Origin of the sequence: Polyangium sp. 15x6 (assembly GCF_029960785.1) — a bacterium.
Taxonomy (GTDB): Bacteria; Myxococcota_A; Polyangia; order Polyangiales; family Polyangiaceae; genus Polyangium.
Genome location: NZ_JASBQE010000011.1, coordinates 108,583 through 126,302 on the forward strand (window position 1 = coordinate 108,583; position 17,720 = coordinate 126,302).

Genomic DNA, 17,720 nt, shown 5'->3' on the forward strand with positions numbered 1-17,720 from the left:
CTACACGAGCGGGCGGCGCGTGGGGGAATCGTCATTCGAGGATCCACGATCCCGAAAGACCGCCGATCGACACCTCGAATCGCCCCGGCTCCACGACCCGCGCCATCCGGCGGTCATGGAGCGCGAGCGACTCGAACGGGATCCGAAAGTGGACGACCCGGCTCTCCCCCGGCGAGAGCCGCACACGCTGAAAGCCGCCGAGCTGCCGCACCGGCCGCGTCACGCTGGAGACGACGTCGCGCACGAACATGAGCACCACCTCGTCGGCCTCGCGCGCGCCGGCGTTCTGCACGACGACGGAGACCCAGGCGGCCTCCCCGCGCCGGATTCGCTCGGGGACCCGGAGGTTCGAATAGGCGAACCGCGTATAGCTCAATCCATGGCCGAATGCGTAAAGCGGCTCGGAGCTCTCGTCGACGTACGTCCCCTCGGCCGACGGCGGGTGATTGAAATGGACGGGCAATTGCCCCACGGAGCGCGGAATGGACATCGGCAGCCGGCCGCTCGGGCTCACGTCGCCGAAGAGCACCTCCGCGACGGCCCGGCCCCCGACGAGGCCCGGTTCGAAGGCTTCGAGCACGGCGGGGACGTTTTCCGCGATCCACGGAATCGCGAGGGGTCGACCGTTGACGAGCACCACGACCGTCGGCGTGCCCGTCTCGACGATCGCCCGGACGAGCTCCATCTGCCGGCCCACGAGCGTCAGATCGGCGCGATCGGCGCCCTCGCCGCCGGTTCGCTCGCGCCGCGGCCGGTCGAGGACGCCGGCCTCGTCGTAGCGCGTCTCGTTCTCTCCGAGCACCACGATGGCCACGTCGGCGCCGCGGGCTTGTTCGGCGGCGAGCGCGAGGGCCTCGTTCGTCTCTTCGAACACCCGGCCCGGATCCACGAATCGAACCTCCGTCGCCGGAGACACCGCCGCGCGAATGCCTTCCAGCACGGTGATCACGTTCTCCGCGGGTTGAGGCACGGTCCAGTCTCCGAGCAAGGCCGTGCTCTCCGCATTCGGGCCGGTCACGAGGACCTTCTTCAGGTCCTTGCGCAAGGGCAAGACGCCTCCCTCGTTCCGCAAGAGCACGATGGACTTCCGCGCCGCTTCGAGGGCCACCGTGAGGTGCTCCGGCGCCGCGAGCACCGAGGAGGCGCGTGACGCGTCCACGTACCGCTGCTCGAACAAGCCGAGCGCGCGCTTCACCCGCAGGATGCGCCCCGCCGCCTCGTCGATGCGCCACGCAGGCACGGCGCGCTCCCGCACGAGCTCGAGGAGCGGCTCGGAAAACCCCTCGCCTTGCATGTGCATGTCGACGCCGGCGAGCACCGCCTGCCGGATCGCGTCCTTCTTCGACGCGGCCACGTGGTGCGTGGTGTGGAGCATCTCGATGGCCCCCCAGTCACTCACGACGAACCCCCGAAAGCCCCATTCGCGCCGAAGGATGCGCGTGAGCAGCTCACCCGAGGCATGACTCGGCACCCCATTGACCTCGTTGTACGCGGCCATGACCGAGAGCGCCCCCGCCTCCACGCCGGCCTGGAACGGCGGGAGAAACATCGAGCGCAACGTCCGCTCGGAGACGTCCACCGGCCCCATGTTCCGGCCGCCGAGAGGCACACCCGGGCCGAGGAAATGCTTGAGGCAAGCAAGAGTGCGGAGATGCGAGCGGTCGGGGCCCTGCAAGCCGCGGACGGTGGCGCGGCCCATCGACGCGACGACGAGAGGATCCTCGCCGAACGTCTCCGCCGTCCGGCCCCACCTCGGATCCCGCGCCACGTCGAGGACCGGATAAAACGCCCAATGCATGCCCGTCGCCCGCATCTCGCGCGCCGTGATCTCCGCGCTGCGCTCCACGAGATCGTCGTCGAACGTCGCGGCCATGCCGATCGGCGTGGGAAAGATCGTCGCGCCGCGCACCGGGGCGAGGCCATGCACCGCGTCGATGCCGACGATCAGCGGAATTCCGAGCCGAGAGCGCGAGGCCTTCTCCTGCAGCGCGTTCGCCTCCTCGGCATCCGTGACGAACAGGAAAGATCCGACGAGCCCCCGCGCGAGCAGATCGTCGAGTTTTTTCGCGAAATCAGGGGAATCGATGCTCCGGGCGTAGATCGGCGCGATGTACTGGTTCATCTGGCCGACCTTTTCTTCGAGCGTCATGCGATCGAGCAGCGCGCGCACCTGCCGATCTTCCAGGGAGCCCGACGGAGGCGTCGCCGTCTCGGATCGGCCACCACATCCGAGCAGCGAGGCGAGGAGCGCGAGCCCGATTCCCCCGAACTTCCGCCGCCGCATCTCTCCCCCTTTGCCCGTTCCGCGGGGCCGCGCCCACGAGCCCCCACGCTTGGTCATGGCTCGCGCCCCGCCTTTCGTAAATGCCTCGCGCTGCCTTCGCGCGCGCGAATCGCATTGACGAAACTTCCTGGATCGTCGACCTTCCTTCTTCGCTCATGGCGAATTCCCATGGTCCGGCGCGCGCCGCGCGCGCCCTCGTCCCCTCCCTCGTGCTCGGCGCGCTTTCTGCGTGCAGCGGCTCGCCGCCCCCGCCGCCCCTCCGAGCCCCCGCGGAGCCGCCTCCGCCCACGGACGCGGCCAAGGGCCCCGCCGCGCCGCCGAAGCTGAGCCTTCTCCAGGGGGACGAACCCCCCTCCGCCGTAACCCTCGCCGCGGGCCCGGTGGCCACGTTCGCGGGCCGCTTCGAGCCGGTGCCGCTGCCGCCGCGGATGCCCCAGATCGTCGGCGTGGACGCGCGCAATGAGCGCGACGTGTGGATGGTCTCGGTCGACGGGCACGTGCTGCGCTGGGACGGCGCGCGCGTCGACGATCGTGGCACGCCCCAGTGCTTCACCGATAGCTGCTGCGGCACGCTCGTCGATTGCGCGAAGCAGCCCGCCATGTGCGCCAAGGAGGCCGTGGAGAACTGTCAGCCCTTCGGCCCGAGCTGCGCGCTGCCGGTCACGTGGAACTCGATCCGGGTCGAGGGCGACGACGTGATCGTCCGCGCCTTCGTGGAGACGGGCGGCATGCGCGCGAGCGTGGTCGAGTCGCGGCTCGGCAAGAAGGGCCGCTGGGCGTGCGAGCAAGGCGCGGACGACTACGTCTACCCCGGCTCGGAGGGGCGCGGCGACGGCGGGCATGCCGTCGAAATCTCGGTCGACGGCGCCTCGCTCCGCCTGGAGGGCTCCGCCGTGCTCGTCAATGCGTATGGCGGCAATCTGCTCCTCCTCGACGGCCGGCGCGTGCCCCTGCCGAACGACCTGGGATACGGGCCCGACGCGCAAATCGCGGCGCGCGCGCCCGACGACCTCTGGCTCTGGCTGTCCGGCGACCGCGCGTGGCGTGGCAATGGCCTCTCCTGGACGCCGCTCGCGCTCGGGCTCGTAGGGGTGAACGACATCTGGTTCGACGCGAAAGAAGCCGCGTGGATCCTGGGCGCCGAGGGAGAGGGAAAAGAGCAACTCGTCCGGTGGGAGCCCGAGAAAGGCGGCGGGCAGCGCTTCGAAGCGCCCGGCGCCACGTACAGGAAGGGCGACGGCAAGGATTTCTGGCTGCTCGGCGAGGAGGCGCTGTATCACTGGGACGGCGCCGCGCTGCGCCGCGCCGCGCCTCCGCTTTTGATCGATCACGCATGGCGGAGCTCCTCGGGCGAGCTCTGGCTCGTGGGCAGCGACCCCAAGGGGACGACGGGCGAGGGAGAACTCCGCATGGGCGCCGTGTTCCGCGTGCCGGGAGGGCAGAAACCGTGAGGCGCGCGCTCGTCCCTCTCCTCCTCGCCAGCGCGTGCAGCGCCGCGCCGCCGCCGCCGCCCCCCGCGCACGTCCCGGCGCCCTCGGCTTCGGCCAAGGCTTCCGCGGCCGCCCCCGCGCCTGCGCCTCGCTTGCCGTGGATCGAGCTCTCCGGCACGGACGCCAAGACGGTGCTCACGGGGTACGACCCCGACGGCGACGAGCTGTACGAGGCGCCGATCGGGTGGGCGCTCGCGGTGCTCGGCGCGCTGGACGGCGGCGCCTACGCCGTCGTGATGGAGCAAGCGCCGAAGAACCCCTACACGCCCGTCGTCCTCCGCATCGACGCGCGCGGCCAGGAGACATGGAGGACGTCGCTCCAAAAAGGGGGTTTTACCTGGCGCCTCTTCCGCGCCGGACCCGCGGGAAAGGCGCTCGCGTCGCCCAACGGCGGCGGCGATCGCCTCTTCGTGTTCGAGTTCTCCGGCCCGAACCCCCAGGGCAAGAGGCCCCTGCACGTGCTCGACGCAGGAGATGGCAAGCTCCTGCGAGATGTCTCTCTCGGCTTCTCCGACATCGACGCGCGCGCAGGCGTGATGGCCGTCTCCGACGGGAGCCACGTCTCCCGGCTCGGACCGGACGGCGAGCCCATATGGAGCGTGCACGTCGGCCGCTTCCCTTCGCTCGATCCGACCCTGCCCGAGGGCTCCCGCAAGGTCGCCGTCGGGACCGACGGCACGGTGCTCACGGGCACCTCCGACGGCTCGCTCGTCGCGCTCGAAGCCGACGGCAAGCCGCTCTACCAGCTCGGCGTGCGCGGCTCCGTCTCCCGCATCGAAGCTCGCGCCGGTGGAAGCTTCCGCGTGCATACGGACGACGGGGCGGTGCTCGTCGATCGCGGCGCCGTGCGGGAGACCGCGGAGTCTCGGCCCGTGGAGGGCGTGCGCGTCGTCGAGAAGCGAAAAAACAAGCGGAACGAGGAAGATCCCACGCCCCCGCCGGTGCCCTGGAAGCCCACGATCGCCTATCGCGCCCAGCGGGAAGGCCTCTCCACGGAAAAACCTTTCGAGCACGTACAATCCGTCGTCGCGGCGGCGCCGAACGACGTCTGGGTCCTCGGCAAGCGCGAGCGAGCCCCGGGCGAGGACGCCGATCGGCTCTTCCATTACGACGGCCGGACCTGGTCCGACCTCGGCGTGCCGTCGATGAGCTTCCCCAAGGAGGTGTTCGCCGAAGGCGCGCCGGCGCGCGCGAGCAGGTTCGTCCCCTTGAACCTCTCGCGCAACCCGACCGGCGCGCTGCTCGTGCTCGGCGTGCGTGTCGGGGGCGCCGTGCGCCCGTGCGTGCTCGAGCGCGCGGGGGCGGCCTATCGCGAGCGGCGGGAGCTCCGCGCCACCTTCTCGAAGATCGAGATCGAATACGGGACGAAGCTGACCCACACGGTGAGCGCTGGCGGTCGCGAAGCCCTGTGCAGCAGCGATCCTGCGGTCTGCGTCGAATTCGGCAGCGGCGTCAAGCCGAGGATCGTCCCGGATGGCGAGGGTCTCGAGATCCCCGATGTCCTCGGCGACCACGAGAGCCCCGTCCCCTCCAGGTCCACGTGGGCTAGCGGCCGGGACGACGTCTGGGTCACGGGCATCGAAGGCGACGTCGCGCGCTTCGACGGCCAGCGCTGGTGGCGCATCCTCGGGATCGAGCGCATGAGCGGCCTCTCCGTGACCGGCAGCGGCCGCGGAGACGTGTGGCTCTACGGCGAGGCCGGCCTGTGGCACGTCACGCCCGAGCCCCGGGCCGAGGCCGATCTCGAAGGCACGACCTCGCCTCCGCCGCCGGCGGCCTCTCCGAGCGTCGCGCTGCCCGTCGCGGGCGCCGATCCGTCCTATCGCCTGGAGCGCGTGGTGCTCGACGTCGACGGCCAGAAGCCGCTCCGCGCCGCCCTGCACGTCGCCGAGGGCCCGGGCGGCGTCGTCTGGCTGCACGACGGCGCGCGCGTCATCGAATACGACGGCGCCCGCACGCGCGTGCTCTACCAGGCGCCCAAGCCGGAGCCGTTCTTCTGCTGGTACGCGCCCGAGCCGGATTGCAACCTCTGCGCGCAATGCACCGAGCGAAAACCCAAAGCGCTCGGCTGTCAGCGGTGCGTGGCGCCGACCGCCGCGGGCGAAGGCGCGCTGCTCACGCCGGAGGGATGGCTCCCGGTCCGCGGCGGACGCGCGTCCCCCGAGCCCGCGCCCCTCGCGGATCTGGCCGCGGTCACCGTCGCGCCCTCGGGCGCGATCTGGGCCGTCTCCGCGGCCGACGACGACGGCCCACACGCCGTGATCCAAGGCCCGCGCGGCGTGCGCCTCGTGGCAGGCCTCCCGCCCGCGGCCTACGCCGACGTGGCCGTCCGAGCCGACGACGACGCCTGGTTCGCCGGCGGCCTGACGGGCACCCGCATGTCCGACGGCCGCGTGTTGCCCGAGGGCGAGGGCACGCTCGTCCGATTCGACGGCCGCACCTTCACGCGCCACCGCGCGCCCGACGGCGCGCTGCTCTCCGTGGCGGCCGCAGGCCCCGGCGAGGCGTGGGCCGTCGGCCTCGCCGGCGCGGTCCTCCACGCAAAAGGCAACACGGTGGAGGCCTTCCACCTCGAGCGCGACGGCGGCGCGCGGCACCCGGTGCTCCTCCGCAGCGTGGCGGCGACGAAGCCAAACGACGTCTGGATCGCGGGCGACGGCGCGACGCTCCTGCGCTGGGACGGCAAGGCCCTGCGCCGCGTGGACACGAGCGCGGCCGGGAAAGAAGCGGCGCTCTCGTCGATGATCGCGCCGGGGGCGAAGCCAGGCTGGGTGGTCGGTCCCGGCGGGATCTTTAGGATCGTGCCGGCGCGGTAGGACCGGTTGGTCCTGGACGAACCTTCGGTTTGCCCAGGAACGCCTCGGGGTTCGTCCGAGAACAGAGTTCGTCTTGACCGCCCTATGCGAGTGGGCGTAGGCTTGGCTGCATGAATCACCTACGCCTCGCAAATGCGGTTCTCCTCGCGGTGCTCGTCGTCGGCTTGCCAGCTCGGGCCGATGAGCCCCCCGCTCCGGCGCCCACCGCGGAGCGGCCCATCATCCCGTACACGTCGTATACGTCGCGTCGCTCGAAGGAGATGTTTTTTCTCCGGAGCCGCGAGAGCCTCATGAAGGCCCAGGCCCTCGAAAAGGAAGGGCGAATCGAGGAAGCACTCGAAGCGTACGACAATGCCTTGCACCAACAGCCCCTCATCGACGTACAGGTCGAGGTGGCGCTGGCGCAGGCGCGGGCGGGGAACTACCTGCCCGCCGCTCGGCGGCTCCAGGAAGTGCTCGCGACGGGGCATGCCTCGGGCCTCACGGTCCACACGAGCGAGGAGTTGTGGACGTATCTGAACGCCATCAAGCCATTCATCGGGACCATCGCCATCCGGGTGAACGTGCCGGATACACGTATCACCATCGACGGCGAGGAGGTCGCGGAGTGGCCGTATCTCAACGAGTTTTACGTCGAGCCGGGCAAGCACCACATCAAAGCCACGAAGCTCGGGTTCTGGATGAACCAGACGGCCGTGGAGGTCGGCAAGGGAGAACGGAAGGACCTCTCGATTGCCATGCAGGAGCGGGTGCACTCGCAGATCATCGGGTTCGAGCGGCCCGTGAACTTCTCGATCAACGCCAACCTGTCGACATCGTCGAAGAACGACCATCCCACGTGGCCTCGGAACCTCATGGTTGCGAGCGGCATCGGGATGGGCCTCGGCGTCGGCGCTCTCGTGACCGGGTTGATTATGAACTCGAACGCTACGAGCGACGCTTCCGCGACGCTGGGGCAAGGCATCGCCTACGCGGGCGGTGGCCTCACGGGGCTCTCCCTGGCCGGCCTCATCATCGGAGCCGCTGGAATCGCCAGCCGCCCCACGCCCACCCCGAACGTGATCATTACGCCGCAGATCGCCAAGGACGGCGGCGGCGTCCAGCTCGCTGGATCCATCGAGTAGGGGGCGCTGCCGTGGGCGCGCCGATCAGCCTTCCTGCCCCGGCTCTTCGGGCTTCTTCTTCGCGGGCCGCTTGTACAGGGCCGACAGCTCGAACTCCGTCGCGATGGCCGGCTCTCCGAGCTCCCGCGCCGCCGCGTCCGCGGCTTCCCTCGCCGTGCGCGCGAGGCTCACGATGATCCCGTCGATGAGGTCCAGCGTCTCGGTCTCCACGGGCGTCCCCCGCGGCTGCGCCTTCGTCTTCGCCACGTCGCGGAGCGCCTGCGCGCGTGATTCGAGGTCGAGGGCCGCTTGCGGCCCGCCGCGGGTCTTCGCGGCCTCTGCGACGGGGGGCTCCTTCAAGGCGGCGCGCAGGGCATCGAGCTGCTTGGCCAGCCCTTCGGCGTCGTCGGCGGCCACGGAGTCCCGGTCGAGCTGCACGGTGATCTTCTGGACCACGCCCGCTTGACCCGCGAGGAGCAGCGCGCGTTTTGATCCGGCGAGCACCGAACGTGCGCGCAATCGAATGGCCTGCCCGTCCCGCATCGCCGCCGCGTGCGCGGCTGTATCGACCTTCTTGCTCGTCCGCTTCGACTCGCGCCCGATTCCGGCCTCGATCAAAGCATCGCGCGCGTCCTTCAGCTCGGCGGCGTCTTCGGCCACGAAGCCGAAGGCGACGAGCTTCGAGCCGTGGGTCAGGTATGCGTTCAAGGTCTGGTTCGCCTGCTCCAGCGTGTCCTCGGAGCTGAAGCGCTCGCCATCCTTGATGAAGGCCGCGCGAGCTTCCGGAGCAAGAGTCGTCAAATCGAGCGCCATGTGAAACGTCCTCCCTGGAGGTTGCGCACGCTACATGAGGGAGCGCACAGGTGTCCAGATGGGAGGCGCGTGGCCTGGACTGTCTGTACACTCCCGAACATGAACTCCATGGCAACAAGGCTTACGGCATCCTTGGGGCTCGCCTTCGGCTTGGGCTTTGTCTTCACGCCGCTCGGCTGTGGCAGCGGCCCCATGGGGAACCCGCGGCCGAGCCATCACGGTTCGGGCGACGGCCCGTCGGTCCCTGCGGCGACGGTCTCGGAGCTCGAGGCGTGCGCCGAGCATGGCGCCGGTCGGCTGAAGGGCACCCACTACGCCATCCTCTTCGACGTCGACGTGATGGAGAGCGGAGAGGTCCGCGCGGCCAAGATCCGGGAGTCGGAGATCGGCGATCGGGAGATGGAGGCGTGCATGGAGCACGCGCTCCAGGCGATGTCGTTGCCCGGGGTCGTCACGCCGCTGCGGTCCTCGGCGCCGGAGGGCGTGATGCTGTCCCCGCACGCCCGCGGCGCCCTGGGGAACGTCATGGTCCTCGGGCCCGCCGTGAGCCTGGTGCCGGTGTTGATCGTTGCCGCGGGGGTGACGATCATCGTGGTTGTCACGGTGCATGCCGTGGAGGAGACGGCCGAGGCGGCCGGTCGGAGGCGCGATATCGAGAGGATGTGCAAAAGGGAGGAGGTTAAATGTCTGGAGTACCGACCACAGCCCGAGTGGAATCGGAAGAGGTTTGGGGACTGGAAGCAGTGTGGGGACTGTTATTCCGAGTGCCTGAGGGACAGGGAGTGGCCTGACTACAAGTGTCCGCGTCCCGGCTATCGCCGCCCCCCGAACTGAGCCGCCAGGAGTCAATCATGCAATCTCACCCCGATAGCCCTCGATCATGCACGGTCTGCAAGAAGCATCCGGCCGTCGAGAGGTACATACGCGGCCAAATGGACGAAATCCTTTGTGCCAACTGCCTCGACCGTATGGCCGTGCAAGATGCGATCGAGGACAAGACCATCTACTTGTATGAGTTGGCGACGGGTGGACAGTCCGATGAGGCTCTCGCTTGCCTGGACGCCATCTGGGAGGCAAACCGTCATCGCGATCGTGACGGATGGCTGGCTCGAAGCGTCGCATGGACGCGCGAGTTCATCCTCTACCAAGCGGGGAGATACACCGAGGCGCTGCAAGCCTCGGATGCCGTCGCGCAGCACGGATTCGAGAACGTCACGTATCGATGGTCGCACGGCAGCGCAAAAGCGCATACCCTGCAAGCGCTCGGGAGGCATCGGGAAGCCTTGGAGGTCTTCGAGGAGGCATTCAGTCATCAAGATCCGACGTACGCATCGGGCATTCGTTATTACTTGCCCCGCCTGGTCGAACTCTCCAAGAATCTCGGGCAGCCAGTTGATGAGAAGTGGCGGCGCGTCGCGGAGGCGGCGGCGGAGGAGTATGCCGTCGACATGCCCGTACGGGATTCGCTCGAAGAAAGCATGCTCGCACTCGCGGAGATGACCCGAGAGCTGCCGTCGAAGAGGGAGAGGGAGTGGAGAAGGAAACAGGGCGGCGAAGCCGGCAGGGACGCGCCGTGAGGGCGATGGCCCTCGCCGGCGCGGTCATCCCTACCTCGACTCCGTCTCCAGAAGCTCCCGCACCACGACCGTCCTCCCGTCCTGCGTCACCGCCGACGTGAACCACCCGGCCGGCGCCTCGAACGACGCCACGTCGTGCATCCCCTCCCCGTCGAACCCTTGCATCCCCTCGCCCACCAGGATCACCTGATGGGTGCTCGCACCGGGGGCGAAGCCTGGATGGGTGGTCGGTCCCGGCGGGATCTTTCGGATCGTGCCGGCGCGGTAGGTTCGGGGGGCCGAAACCGCGGCCTTGACGCACCTCCTTCGGGCTCCATGCACACGGTAGAGCACGTATGGCTGCCACTGCGGCGCCCTCCCCGCGAAGGAATGGCGCCGCGGGCTTCAGGAGAGGGGCGACATGGCCAATCCCGTACCCGGGCACCGCATCACCACGCCGTGGAGAAAGCGTGGCAAGAAGTGGGCACGCGGTTATCACACCGGCGCCGACTACGCTTGTCCCAAGGGCACACGGGTCGTCGCCGCGGCCCGGGGCAAGGTCGTCGCCGCGAACTGGGGCGGCGGTGGCAAAGGGCCCTCGTATGGGTATTGCGTGGTCATCCAGACCGGCAAATACCAGGCCCTCTACGCCCACCTTTCCCGCATCTCCGTGAAGCGCGGCCAGGTCGTCAAGGCCGGTGAGCTCGTGGGATTCTCCGGCGCGACCGGTAAGGTGACCGGACCGCACCTGCATTTCGAGGTGCGGAGGTCTCCGTATCGTTACGGCGACGATGTGAACCCTCGGATCCTTGTGGCCGCAAAGGGCGGAGCGCCGAAGCCGCCGCGGCCTCGCGGCGGCAAGGTCGAGGTGCACTGGAAAGAATTGAAATACGGTCAGAGGAACTCGGACTCGGTCAAGGCGCTCCAGCGAGAGCTCAATGCCCGCGTCGGCGCCAAGCTGCCCATCACGGGCAACTACCTGACGAAGACGAAGGCTGCGGTGGCCCGGTTCCAGCGCTCCCTGGGGTTCTCGGGGAGCGGCGCGGACGGCCTGATGCACCCGGGCGGCCGGGAAACGACGAAACGCCTGTTCCCGGCCAGCCGGTTCGTGATCCGCTGGTGATGGGGCCGCGCCGTCGACCGGCGCACGTTCCTCGTCACCTGATCCACTCGGGATCTTTCACTTCGACCCCGCGCTCGTAGAAACGACGCACGAAGGGCTTGCCGGCGATGTAGTCGGTCCACGTTCCATGGTACAGGCCGCCCAGAAACTCGCCCTCCTCGGAGATCTTGCCGTCCTCGTCCCAGCGCCGGTAGGGGCCGACCTTCAGCCCCTGCGCGTACGTGCCCTCCTCGTATTTCTGTCCATTCGAGTGAAATCGCACGTACGGCCCGTGCTCCCGGCCCTTGTCGAAATGCCGTTCGAATGTCAATCGCCCGCTCGGATCGTACTCGCGCCAAGGGCCGTCGAGGCCGTCGCGGGAGAAGCCGACCTCGTGGTCCTTCGAGCCGTCCTCCCGGAAGAACACGGTCAGCCCCTCGCGGAGCCCTCCCACCTGCGGCTGCTCGTACCGCGGCTTGCCGTTCTCGTAGAATTCGCGCAAGGTCCCCGTCCCTCGCTGGAACGGGCCCTCCGCGGCGCGTTTGCCCGACGGATACAGCGCGATGAAATCGCCGTCGCGCAAGCCCTCGTGGTACGTGCCTTTTTCGTGGGGCTTGCCGTCCGGATGAAAGGACTCGTACGGGCCGTCGAGCTCGCCCCCGCGGAAGGAGAAGACGGCGGCGTGCGCGCCGTTCGGGTGGAAACGCGTGAAGGTGCCGACGGGCTCGTCCTCTCGATACGCGCCGCTCATGGCGCGCTTGCCGTTCGGGTGGAACGTCTCGATGGCGCCTTCGCGAAAGCCGGCCGCGTAGAGCGTCACGCTCGCCTTCGTCCCCGCCTCCTCGTCGTACGCGACGACCGGCCCGTTTCGCAGGCCCTCGGCCCAGGTCTCTTCGAGGCGCAGCTTCGATCCTTCGGGCGCATACGTCGTCGATCGTCCGGAGCGCAGGCCGCGTTCGTAGGGCACCACGGATTCACGCCGCCCGAGCGCGTCGAAATGCGTCCACGTCCCGGCCGGCGCGCCGGCGGCGTACGCGCCCTCGGCGCGGCGCTCGCCGCTGTCGTGAAAAATCGAAAATGCCCCGTCGAGCACGCCGTCCCGGTATTCGAGGCGCATCCACGGGGGACCCTGATCGTGGTGGTATGTCCACGTGCCGTGCCGCTTCCCATTGCGTAGCGCGCCCTCGGCGAAGGCGTGGCCGCTCGGGTAGCGGCTCTGGACCAGGGCCCCGGGTTTGGGGAGCGGCGCGAGGTCGCGCACGCACAGGGCCCGGAAACGCGCGTGGTCTTCGCCTTCGCTCGCGAAGTCGGGCGGCCCGACCGTCGGCTCGGACCAGTACTGCGGCGAGCAGAGGTTTCGCACCTGGAACGCGCGGCCTTTGTCGCTGGGATGGAGCGTCGACGTCCAGAGCCCCTGCTCGCCCTCCGGGGCGTCCTGCCAGAGGTCCTCGCAGAGGCTCGCCTCGGACAAGCTCACGAGCTCGCGCGCGGTGGGGAGCCGAAAATCGTCGTGACCAGCCTCGACCTTCGCCTCGCAGAACGTTTTCGCCTCGGCCCAGCGCATCGGCGCGGCGATCGCGCCTGAAAAACCGAGCCGCTGGAGCGCGTCCTCGACGAGCCCACCCACCTTCCGGTAACGCGCGCCGGGCGGCGCGGCGCGCAGCGAGGGGCCCTCCGCGGAGCGCACGCAGCGGACGTGGTACTTTCCGTAGGGGCTCGGATCGTCGTAATGGGTCGAATGAAGGTTTCCATCGGCGACATCGAGGACCCAGTTGGCGCCGGCGTCCTCGGTGCCGGCCCAGAGCAGGCCTTCAGCAGGGCCACGAAACACCGAGGGATCGAGCGCGGGGCTCGCGCGGCCGTGGTCGACGATGGAGAGCCACTCGAAGAAGCGAGGCAAGCGCCAATCGTCGTGGCCCCCGAGCACGAGGTTTTCACAATGGTGCGTGGCCGAGACGATCGCGAGCTCTCGTTGCGCGACGCCCCGCTGCCACGCGAGGCCCGTCGCGGCGTCGATCACGACGTCGCCCTCCACGCGCGAGGAGGGTTTTCCGGCGAGGGGCGAGAGCTGCGCGTCGGTGACGAGCGGCCCGCGCAGGCGCACGATGGCGGGAATCTCGTCCACGTCCGCGACGGCGAGGAGATCCTCGCCGAGGATGTGGCGATCGTGGAGGGCGTGCGAATTCCAGCGCGAAGCGGGGGGCGAGGGCTCCCGCGCGACCTCGCGGTGCCAGCCCACGAAAAAGACGAGGCGCTGCCCGACGGCGAGGCGCGACGGCGCGGGCGCGCCGCGATATCCGATCGGTATGCGGGCGCAATCTTTGTTTGCGCCCGCGGCGCGCGGGAAAGACACGAACAAGGTGTCCCACCGCGGCGTATCGCCGCGGAGGACCATTTCGGTGCGCATTTCGAGGACGAGGTCGACCTCGCAGGGGCGCTTGAAGGCATGGATCTCGGAGATCGTGCCCACGAGGATCTTGTGGCTCGCCCGGACGGCGTCGGCGAGCGAGGCGGATGGGCTTTCGGCGGGCGGGAGGTCGAAGACCGGTCGCGGCAGGAGCGAAGCCGCCGACGAGGCGTCGGGCGCGGTCGGCGCGGAGCCGGGGGCCTGCGGGGCGGAGGCCGAGGGCGAGGCGGGGGCGCCGCCGCAGGCTGCGACGAGGGCGAGGAGGACGAGGGGGGAGCGTTTCATGGGGCGAACCGGCTTGGCGCGCGAGCGGTCATTCGTTCTCGGCCCCGGATGCCGTTTCGATGGCGGCGCGGATCCGGTCGTCGAGGGCTTCGATGTCCTCGCCTCGGTCGGCGAGGAACTGGCGCAGGGGGGCGAATTCGGGATCCTGGAGGAGGGACGCGAGAGTGGGCGGGGTGAAGGTTTCACCGCGTGAGGAGGTAAGGTGGTGGTGAAAGGCCAAGGCGCGGAGTGAGGGGTGCACATCAAGGCCAGTCGCGAGACGGTAAACAAGCCCCGCGAGCCAGTGCCGGGAGCCTTCCATTCCTTTGCCAGTTGCCTGGAGGTAGGCGGCAAGGTTATGGTGCGAGACCGAGCGAGCTTCAGGAGCGGGCTGCGCATTTCGTACATCGAGCGCCATTTGCTCCTGCTTGAGGGCCTGCGCCGGGTCGCCGAGCCTGGACCAGACGTTGGCCAGTGCGGATCGCGCAGTGACTTCATGAATGACGTCCCCGGCACCTCGGAAGATGTCGAGGCATTCTTCTAGCAGACGCTTGGCCACTTCGCACAGGCGCCGCTCCTCAGTCGCGTTTCCCCTGGTAGATGCCTGGCGGGCAAGCTCAAGGAGCGGTTGGTACCGATTGAACCGGGTGCGTGCGAGCGTGTGCATGCTCTCACCACGAGCGCGGTCCACAGCTTCGATTGCATCAATTCGATCCAGCGCTTCCTGCCACTGTTCGAGGTTAGAGAGGGCTTCGCGCGCGATATCCAGAGCGCTGATCAGGACACGGGCAAGCTGCTCAACACCAGGCGCATTTGGAACCTCCTCACCCGTTTGTCGACGCTGCCAGAAGGCGTGCACCTCCCCCAGCCGTGCCTCGATGGCGGAAAGCACGTCTGCGGCTCGGCCCTGGATCACGTCGATCCGCAGGGCCTCAAGCTCGCTCCCGAGTACATATACGCGGTGCCTGCCTGCCTGTGCCGCTACCCTGGCGCTGCGCTGGTACGTTCGCCTCGCCTCTTCGAATTCACCCACACCTACGAGTGCGCATGCCCAGTCTTGGAGGATGATGCTGAGGTCCTCATGGTGCCCTGCCTCCTCTGCCTCGGTTGCGGCCTGCTGGAAGACCGTGAGCCCGTCGTTGGGCCGCCCTACATTATCCAGGGCATCTGCCAGTGCTGATCGCAAGACCCAACGGGCTCTTCCTGGCGGTGTTAGATCGATCACGGCCCGAAGATCCGCGATGATCGGACTTAGCTGTGCGGGGTCCCTTGTGGAGGTGACCATTCCCGGCGCAACGCGGGCCAACCCCTCGATCGCCCCTGCCCTCACCAACTCTCGGATTCCACGCCGCCCCGCTTCCAGCGCTTCGACCATCTTACCGCCCTGCATCCGCGTCCAAAATCGTGACGCGTACCACCCGCCAAATGCCCGCAGGATCCCTGCCTGCTCCGACCCGTCCGCTTCCTTCGCCCGCGCCGCTCTCCACGCCGCCGTCCGCTCCCCCACCAGCGGATGGAACCCCAGCATCCCATCTCCGCGCTGCACAAGCCCGCTCGTCGAAAGCTCCTCCAACAACTCTTCGAGCGTCGTTCCTTCCGCAGGCACCCATTCTCGCCAAACGGCTTCGATCATTTCCTCCGGCACGGCCTCCTCCGCCCGCGTGACGACATAACAAAGCCGCCGCGCTGGCACCGACAGCCGCTCTATCAAACGATCCGCCGCCTTGAAGGCCACTTCCTCCCAATAGGCCTGCGCAGCTTCCCGCTCCGCCCCCGTCACCACCGACTCGAAAAACCCCGGCGCTTCCGAGAACCCCTGCACCTCCAGTCCATCCACCACCTGTTCGATCGTTGCCCGCCCCTTCTCCGACAACCCGCGTCCCGGCCGCACGTGTTGCCTCACCAGCGCATCGAGCTGCGCCAGCACGAATGGATGCCCGCCGCTTCGCGTGAGCATCTTGTCGAGCAGTTCTTTCGTCTCGCCGCCCGCATCCACCATCGCCTGAAGATGCGGCCGGCCCTGGACGAAGAGCGCAGTCTCCCATTTCGAGAGCGCCCCGATCTGCACCCAGCAAACCTTGCCAGGTCGGTATGCTTGCAGCACGTGGCGACTCGTGACCAGCACACGCGACGCGCGTCCCGCGAGATCGTCTACGAGCACCCCAAGCAGCGCGTCCCAGCGTGGATCCAGGCAGGAATACCCACGCTCGGCGCGCTCGGAGCCGAGGTGCGTCTCGAAGTTGTCGAGGACGAGCAGAATCGACTCCCTCCGCATGACGTCGAGCAGGTTCTGCTGGAGCGCATCGAGCCAGGTGTCAGATGAGAGGTCGCCCGGCTTCTCGAAATGGATCGCGCGTGTCGGGTTCTTCCGAACCGTCTCCCGGTAATGGGGCAACTCGAGCAGGAGCTTCGTGTGCACCTGTCGGTAAAGCTCGTCGAGCCGCAAAGGCACCGCGCGGCTCTGGAACGCGAGCACCACGCGGAACCGGTCGTGCCAGAGGTGGATCGCCTCCGCGGCCAGCGTCGTCTTGCCCATGCCGGCGAGCCCCGTCAGGAGCGCCATGGGCTGCGTCGTGCCATCGATCCACTCGCGACCGAGCCTGCCGAGCTCGACGGAGCGGCCGAGGAAGCCGTGCGGCGGATCGAGATCCCGTATGGGCCGCGGTAAGAGCGGCGGTGGCCGAGGATCTCGGCGCTCCATCTGCGCGCTCGCGCCAGAGGCCGGACGAAGTTGCACGCGTCGGGCGCCGAGGATCACGGGATCAGCGTGATCCGCAGGATGGTACTGCCCGGCGCGCTGCGCGTCGTCGACCAGCTCCTTGCGCGCCAGGGAAAGCGCGACATCCGCCGGATGCAACGCCTCGTCCGCGAGCACATGGCGAAAGAAACGACGCGCGAGCCTTCGTGCATACACGTCCCGAACCTCGTACCGCATCGCGACGACCTGCTCGACGCCGGCCTCCAGCAAGCCGAGCGCGGTGCCGACGTGGCCGCGTGTCTCCTCGACGATCTTCGGCAAGGGCGCGAGCTCCCCGCTGCGCACCTCCTCGCCCATCTCGGGGTGCCTCGCGCGAGCTTGCAACGCGGCCCATTCGCTGGCCTCGCGGATGTGGCCACCATGGCACGCGCCGAGGAAAAATAGCGAGGGAAAGAAGCCGCTCTCCCCGAAGATGTCGGCGAGCTCCTTGCCGCGGAGCGATACGCTCGGGCCGCCGGGCTCGTCGGGCTCGACGAGCAAGCCATCCTGCGTGCCGTGGCCACTCCAGTGGACGACGTGATACCCGCCGCGGTTCTTGATCTGGGTCGCGAGCCGCGCGCGGGTCACGCCGTGGCAAAGGACGTCGACCTCGACGCGGCGGTGCGGCAGGATCTCGTCGAAGAAAAGCGCGAGGAGCCGCTCGCGCTCCAGCCGGGCCGCGAGCAGGCGCGAGGAGCCGGGGGCTTCGGCGAAGACGAGCAAGACCTTGAGCGGCTCCTCGGCGCCGATTTCGACAGGCTCGTTCAGAATCGCATCCGCCGTTCGTCCGAAGGCGACGCGGACGACGAGGTTCCGGTCGAGCAGGCGGAGCGGATCCTCTGGCGCACGCGCGAGCTCCCAGGGAATGCGGGCCAGCGCCGCGGCGAGCTGATTTCGTTTCGTGTCGTCTCCGGGCGCGGGGATCCGCACGAGGAGCGTGCGCTGGCGTTTGCCCTCGGCGAGGGCGCGCGTGATGGTCTCTCCGAGGATCGCCTTGCCGAGGAACGCCGCGACCTCGTCGAGCACGCGTGCTTCGTCGCCGGGCCCCTTGGCGACCCGACCGACGTGGGCGCGGGTGTCCCAGATGCCCTCCCAATCGCTCGCGGGATGGTCGGCGAGGCGCACCTCGCGGGCGTCGATCTGCACGC

General features: G+C 68.9%; 11 protein-coding genes. 6 read left to right on the forward strand and 5 right to left on the reverse strand.

Going from position 1 to position 17,720, the window contains the following annotated elements:
* Positions 1–31: 31 nt before the first annotated feature.
* On the reverse strand, positions 32–2,341 hold the full coding sequence (locus QHF83_RS11130) for a glycoside hydrolase family 3 N-terminal domain-containing protein (protein ID WP_282417763.1): 2,310 nt from the start codon (positions 2,339–2,341) through the stop codon (positions 32–34).
* A 98-nt stretch (positions 2,342–2,439) separates the two neighbouring features.
* On the opposite strand from QHF83_RS11130, the gene QHF83_RS11135 reads away from it, so the two are divergent.
* The 3 genes from QHF83_RS11135 to QHF83_RS11145 all read left to right on the forward strand — a co-directional run bounded on the left by QHF83_RS11135 (position 2,440) and on the right by QHF83_RS11145 (position 7,714).
* Positions 2,440–3,735 (forward strand): hypothetical protein, encoded by a 1,296-nt coding sequence (locus tag QHF83_RS11135; RefSeq protein ID WP_282417764.1) that lies wholly within the window; start codon positions 2,440–2,442, stop codon positions 3,733–3,735.
* On the forward strand, positions 3,732–6,590 hold the full coding sequence (locus QHF83_RS11140; RefSeq protein WP_282417765.1) for a hypothetical protein: 2,859 nt from the start codon (positions 3,732–3,734) through the stop codon (positions 6,588–6,590). Before QHF83_RS11135 ends, QHF83_RS11140 begins: the two co-directional genes overlap by 4 nt.
* A 110-nt stretch (positions 6,591–6,700) precedes the next feature.
* Positions 6,701–7,714 (forward strand): tetratricopeptide repeat protein, encoded by a 1,014-nt coding sequence (locus QHF83_RS11145; RefSeq protein ID WP_282417766.1) that lies wholly within the window; start codon positions 6,701–6,703, stop codon positions 7,712–7,714.
* Positions 7,715–7,738: 24 nt separating this feature from the next.
* On the opposite strand, the gene QHF83_RS11150 is transcribed toward QHF83_RS11145, so the two are convergent.
* Positions 7,739–8,506, reverse strand: a complete 768-nt coding sequence (locus QHF83_RS11150; protein WP_282417767.1) for a hypothetical protein — start codon at positions 8,504–8,506, stop codon at positions 7,739–7,741.
* Positions 8,507–8,605: 99 nt separating this feature from the next.
* Between QHF83_RS11150 and QHF83_RS11155 the strand changes: the two genes are divergently transcribed.
* A complete protein-coding gene (locus QHF83_RS11155) occupies positions 8,606–9,340 on the forward strand; it encodes a hypothetical protein (protein ID WP_282417768.1) in 735 nt (244 codons plus the stop codon).
* Positions 9,341–9,438: 98 nt separating this feature from the next.
* Entirely contained in the window at positions 9,439–10,083 is a 645-nt protein-coding gene (locus QHF83_RS11160; RefSeq protein WP_282417769.1) for a hypothetical protein, read from the forward strand.
* 30 nt (positions 10,084–10,113) lie between these two features.
* Here the strand turns inward: QHF83_RS11160 and QHF83_RS11165 are convergent, their stop codons facing one another.
* Positions 10,114–10,269, reverse strand: a complete 156-nt coding sequence (locus QHF83_RS11165) for a hypothetical protein (RefSeq protein WP_282417770.1) — start codon at positions 10,267–10,269, stop codon at positions 10,114–10,116.
* Positions 10,270–10,483: 214 nt separating this feature from the next.
* Here QHF83_RS11165 and QHF83_RS11170 point away from each other — a divergent pair, with 214 nt between their 5' ends.
* Entirely contained in the window at positions 10,484–11,185 is a 702-nt protein-coding gene (locus QHF83_RS11170) for a peptidoglycan DD-metalloendopeptidase family protein (RefSeq protein ID WP_282417771.1), read from the forward strand.
* Between the two features lie 34 nt (positions 11,186–11,219).
* Here QHF83_RS11170 and QHF83_RS11175 read toward each other — a convergent pair whose 3' ends face one another.
* On the reverse strand, positions 11,220–13,856 hold the full coding sequence (locus QHF83_RS11175; RefSeq protein ID WP_282417772.1) for a DUF1566 domain-containing protein: 2,637 nt from the start codon (positions 13,854–13,856) through the stop codon (positions 11,220–11,222).
* A gap of 28 nt (positions 13,857–13,884) precedes the next feature.
* Positions 13,885–17,502 (reverse strand): CHAT domain-containing protein, encoded by a 3,618-nt coding sequence (locus QHF83_RS11180; protein WP_282417773.1) that lies wholly within the window; start codon positions 17,500–17,502, stop codon positions 13,885–13,887.
* Between the last annotated feature and the right edge of the window lie 218 nt (positions 17,503–17,720).